This is a genomic window from Halochromatium sp. (genome assembly GCF_054919635.1).
The window spans coordinates 1-5,175 of record NZ_JBUDPI010000273.1; the positions used below are offsets into that span (position 1 = coordinate 1).

Genomic DNA, 5,175 nt, shown 5'->3' on the forward strand with positions numbered 1-5,175 from the left:
TCAATATCGAGTTCGATGCCGACTTTCGCATCCTGCGCGGCGACGAAACCCGCTGGCTGCGCGCCGTGGCACGCAGCGTCCGCGATCGGCACGGCCAAGCGATCAAGATGATCGGCGTGAACTGGGACATCACCGACTCACGCCGCGCTCAGGAGCGCATCGCGCGCAGCGAGGCGCAATTCCGCGGCGCCTTCGAGATCGCCCCCAACGGCATGGCCCTAGTCGACGGCCAAGGCCGCTGGCTAAAGGTCAATCAGGCCCTCTGCGATATCCTCGGCTACAGCGCCGATGAGCTGCTTGCGCTCGATTTCCAGTCGATCTCGGACCCGGAGGGACTCGAGGAGGATTTCAAGTATCTGGATGCGCTGCTCTGCCGGCGGGCCGAAGAGATCCAGTTCGAGAAATACTATATCCATAAGCAGGGCCATCGCATCCCAGCGCTGCTCAGCGCCTCGGCCGTGAGGGATGCGCAGGGCGAGCTCTCATTCGTCGTCGCGCACATCCTGGATCTCACCGAGCGGCGCGCCAGCGAGGCTGCGCTACTGGCCGCGAAGGAGGCCGCCGAGGCAGCCAATCGCGCCAAAGGCGAGTTCCTGGCCAACATGAGCCACGAGATCCGCACCCCGCTCAACGCCATGATCGGGCTCACGGACCTGACCCTCGGCACCAGACTCGACGCCCGCCAGCGCGATTATCTGGAGAAGGTGCGCCAAAGCTCAGGCGCCTTGCTCGACATCCTCAACGATATCCTCGACTACTCCAAGATCGAGGCCGGTCATGTCGAGCTCGCCTCGCGCCAGTTTCAGCTCCGCGATCTGCTCGATCAGCTCACAGCGCTGTTTCAGTCGACGGTTGAGGCCAAGGGCCTCGATCTCCTCTATCGGGTCGCACCCGAGGTCCCGCGTCAGCTCATCGGCGACCCGATGCGCTTGGGGCAGGTCCTGAATAACCTGGTCGGCAACGCCGTCAAGTTCACCGAGCAAGGCCGTGTCCAGCTTGACGTCTCGGTGATCGACGAGCAGGACGCAGGGGTCAAGCTGCGCTTCTGCGTCCAGGATACCGGCATCGGCATTGCGGCAGGCACCCTCGAGCATCTGTTTCAGGCCTTCACCCAAGCCGATGGCTCGATCACCCGCCGCTATGGCGGCACGGGCCTGGGCCTCAGTATCAGTCAGCGTTTGGTCTCGATGATGGGGGGCCGGATCATGGCTGAAAGCAGCGAGGGCGAAGGCAGCCGATTCCAGTTCACCGTTCGGTTTCCGTTGCCCGACGCTGACTGGCAACGCAGCGGAGCACGGCCCCCCGGGCTCGCGCAAAGCCGAATCCTGCTGGTTGGCAAAGAGCCGCACACAACCCGCATCCTCAGTGAGATCCTGCAATCCTGGCATCTGCCGCTTACCACGGTTGCCGATTGTGCCGAGGCACGCCAGCAGATCGCCCGCACCGCCGAAGCCGGCAGCCCGATCGATCTGATGCTACTCAATGCCACACCCTGTCTCGACTGCCGCTCTTGCCCAGCTGCAGAAGCGCCAGTCTCGACCAGCGGCCTACCGCATCGCACCTTCGGCGAGCCGGCGACACCAGTCATCCTGATGGTGACACACCTGGAGCAGACGCGACTGCTCGAGCGTAGCTCGGCAAGCACATTGCCGCGCTTCCTCACCAAGCCGGTGACCACCTCGACCCTCTTCGATGCCCTTGCCAGCGTCACCAGTAGCGGGCCCCACCGACCGACGGGCACCGAGCCCGAGCTGCAGCTCGACAGGAACCCCCTTCAAGGACGCTGCATCCTCGTCGCCGAGGACAACCCGGTCAATCAGATCGTTGCCGAAGAGATGCTAAAGCGCTTCGGTGCCCGCGTGCTCATTGCCGACGACGGCCGCGAGGCCGTCGAGCTGGCGTTGCAGCACAACGTCGACGCTGTCCTGATGGATCTGCAGATGCCAGAGATGGACGGCTTCGAGGCCACCATCAATATCCGCACGCACAAGCCGATGCTCCCAATCATCGCCTTGACCGCTGCAGCACTCGAGCGCGACCGCGAGCGCTGCCTCAGCGCTGGCATGAACGATCACCTCGGCAAACCGGTCTCGTCGGCGCAGCTCCTCACTATGCTGAGCCATTGGCCGCCCCCCGAGCCAGCGTTTGACTCCGCGCCAGCGCAGGCAACCGCCCCAGCCGAGGACACGCCCTGGACCGACCCGCAAGCACTCAATGAGTTGCGCCGGCTCATCGCCCACAACGACTATGTTCCGCCGGCGATCCTGGCCAACCTGCGTCGTCAGGCCGGTCCCGCGACGCAGCTGGTCTTGAGTAAGATTGAGCAGGCGCTTGCTCGCTTCGATTACGACGCAGCGGGGCGCGCCCTAGACGAGCTGCCCAGCCTATCCTCGTCGAGCCCCGCCAATTAGGCAGCAGCGGAAGTGCCGCCAGCGAAAGACAACAACTCGATGAATGCCAAGGCGTCCGTACTGATCGTCGACAACACCCCGGCGAACATTCAAGTCCTTGCCGAAGCATTAACCGCCGACTATCGGGTCCGGGTCGCCAGCCAAGGGGCCAAGGCCCTCGAGATCGCCCGGTCTACAGACCCGCCTGACCTCATCCTGCTCGATGTGATGATGCCCGAGATGGATGGCTACCAGGTCTGTCAACAACTCAAGGCCGATGAGCGCACGAACGGCATTCCGGTCATCTTCGTCACCGCCAAGAGCGGCATCGAGGACGAGGCCCATGGTCGCGACCTGGGCACGGTCGACTACATCAATAAGCCGTTCCACCTGCCCGTGGTGCGCGCCCGGGTCAAGGCCCACATCAACCTGAAGCTCAAGACCGACCTGCTCGAGAATCTCGCTCAGATCGACGGCCTGACCTATATCCCGAACCGGCGTCGGTTCGATCAACTGTTCGCGCAGGAATGGGCACGGATGGGTCGCGAGAACAAGCCCTTGGCGCTGTCGATGATCGATGTCGACCATTTCAAGGCCTACAACGATCACTACGGCCATGGTGCCGGCGACGACTGCCTGCGTCAGGTCGCAGCCGCACTGCAGCGTACCCTGCAGCGGCCGGCCGACCTTGCCGCGCGCTACGGCGGCGAGGAATTGGTCTTAGTGCTCCCCAATACCAACGGCCCTGGCGCCTGCACCATCGCCGAGCGCGCCCGGCTCGAGATCGCGGCCGCGGGCTTAGCCCACGCCTACTCCCCGACCGCAGACCACATCACCGTCAGCATTGGCGTCGCCGCAGCGGAGGTCCCGGCCGGTGATCCACAACGCTTGCTCGCCGCCGCTGACCAGGCGCTCTACCAAGCCAAGCGCGACGGCCGCAACCGTTGCTGCACGGCCCCCTGCCCAGGGTAAAGGGCCATTCAGCCTAGGTTCCCAGCGGCTCGCATCCGACCTCAAGGCTCAACGGGCGACAGACGCTCAAGCAGCTGATCCCAGCGGATCACCACGCCCTCAAGCACCGCGACGGGCGTCTCACCGCCAAGCTCGAAGACATCGGGCTTGCCGTATCCGTCTTGATCGAGCCGATAGATGGTGAGCACCCGGTCGACCGGATGCACCAGCCAGTACTCGCGCACGCCGGCGCGCTCATAGACGCGCAGCTTGCGCACCTGATCATGGCTCGCGGTCCCCGGCGACAGCACCTCGACGGCCAGGTCCGGCGCCCCGCGTACCCCGCGCCGATCGGTCTTGGTGGCATCGCAGACCACCAGCACATCGGGCTGCACCACGGTATCGATCTGCTCGTCCGCCTCGTCGGCTTTTGGCAGGCGCACATCGACCGGGGAGACATAGGCGCGACAACGACGGTCGCCAAGGGCCTGCCGCAGCTGATAATAGATCTCTCCAACAATGTCCTGATGGTCTAACGTCGGCGCCGGCGTCATCAGATAGGCAACGCCATCGATCAGCTCATAGCGCAGATCCTCCGGCCAGCTCAGATACTCGCCGTAGGTATGGTAGTCAGTATCCCGCTGCGGTAAGCCCATGCGTCTGTCTCCATTGCGATCATGAGTCGTTAGTCGGAAGCACATGATGTCGGCCGGCCGGTCTGTAATCAATCGACAAGCCCCAAGCCAGCGGCAGCGCTGCGATTGTCTGAGCGTTACCCAGGCAACAATCCATTGTCGCAAGCCCGACATCAAGGCTCCGCGGATATCAAGAATCCTTTTTCGATCAATCCATTAAGAGCTACCCTACTCAAGGCCCAAGATTTGCTTAACGATACCGTAATGCGGATTCTCAATCGCACCGCTCGGCGCCCGATCAGGGCCGACAGCCGCCTTCAACTCGAGCCTGGAGTCAGACCATGTGGGACTACTCGGATACCGTCAAAGAGCACTTCTTCAACCCGCGCAACGCCGGCGCCATTGCTGACGCGAACGCCATTGGCGAGGTCGGCTCACTCTCCTGCGGCGATGCGCTGCGCCTGACCCTAAAGGTCGACCCAGCGAGCGAGACCATCCTCGACGCCGGCTTCCAGACCTTCGGCTGCGGCTCGGCGATCGCCTCCAGCTCAGCGCTGACCGAGATCATCAAGGGCATGACGCTCGATCAGGCCCTTGAGGTCAGCAACCAGGACATCGCCGACTATCTTGACGGTCTGCCGCCCGAGAAGATGCACTGCTCGGTGATGGGTCGCGAAGCCCTGCAATCGGCGATCGCCAACTACCGCGGCGAGGTCTGGAGCGACGATCACGAAGAAGGTGCAATGATCTGTAAGTGCTTTGCCGTCGACGAGGTGCTGATCGAGGAGACCATCCGCGCAAACAACCTCAGCAGCGTTGAAGAGGTGACCCACTACACCAAGGCCGGTGGCGGCTGCTCAGCCTGCCATGAGGGCGTCGAAGAGGTGCTCGCGCGCGTGTTTGCCGAGCAAGGCCGCAGCTTCCAGCCATCGGTCCCGCCCAGCAGAGCAACCGAGCGTCAGCGGGTTGCCGTGGGCATGCCAATGATGCCGAGCGGCTCGCAAGCGGCCCAAGGCATCACAGTCTCTGAGCGAGATCAAGCACGATGAGCCAGCATCAACCTAACCCCGGCATCTATCTCGACAACAACGCCACCACGATGGTCGCCCCTAAGGTGGTCGAGGCCATGCTGCCCTACTTCAGCGAGCAGTTTGGCAACGCCTCCTCAATGCACCAATTCGGCGACCGCGTCGGGGGGG

5 protein-coding genes are annotated in these 5,175 nt (G+C 63.5%); 4 read left to right on the forward strand and 1 reads right to left on the reverse strand.

Features of this window, described 5'->3' with window-relative positions; genetic code table 11:
- Both ACY693_RS14555 and ACY693_RS14560 read left to right on the forward strand, forming a co-directional pair.
- Positions 1–2,411, forward strand: a 2,411-nt coding sequence (locus tag ACY693_RS14555) for a response regulator (protein WP_462322540.1), incomplete at its 5' end; no start/stop codon positions are given.
- Between the two features lie 39 nt (positions 2,412–2,450).
- Positions 2,451–3,362: a diguanylate cyclase gene (locus tag ACY693_RS14560; RefSeq protein WP_462322541.1), complete on the forward strand. Its 912-nt coding sequence runs from the start codon at positions 2,451–2,453 to the stop codon at positions 3,360–3,362.
- A 41-nt stretch (positions 3,363–3,403) separates the two neighbouring features.
- On the opposite strand, the gene ACY693_RS14565 is transcribed toward ACY693_RS14560, so the two are convergent.
- The gene (locus ACY693_RS14565) at positions 3,404–3,997 is read right to left on the reverse strand and encodes a Uma2 family endonuclease (RefSeq protein ID WP_462322542.1); all 594 of its coding nucleotides are present in this window, start codon (positions 3,995–3,997) and stop codon (positions 3,404–3,406) included.
- 320 nt (positions 3,998–4,317) lie between these two features.
- Here ACY693_RS14565 and nifU point away from each other — a divergent pair, with 320 nt between their 5' ends.
- Both nifU and ACY693_RS14575 read left to right on the forward strand, forming a co-directional pair.
- Positions 4,318–5,025: a Fe-S cluster assembly protein NifU gene (gene nifU / locus ACY693_RS14570; RefSeq protein ID WP_462322543.1), complete on the forward strand. Its 708-nt coding sequence runs from the start codon at positions 4,318–4,320 to the stop codon at positions 5,023–5,025.
- A partial coding sequence (locus ACY693_RS14575; protein WP_462322544.1) for an aminotransferase class V-fold PLP-dependent enzyme occupies positions 5,022–5,175 on the forward strand: 154 nt, incomplete at its 3' end. The genes nifU and ACY693_RS14575, both read left to right, overlap by 4 nt.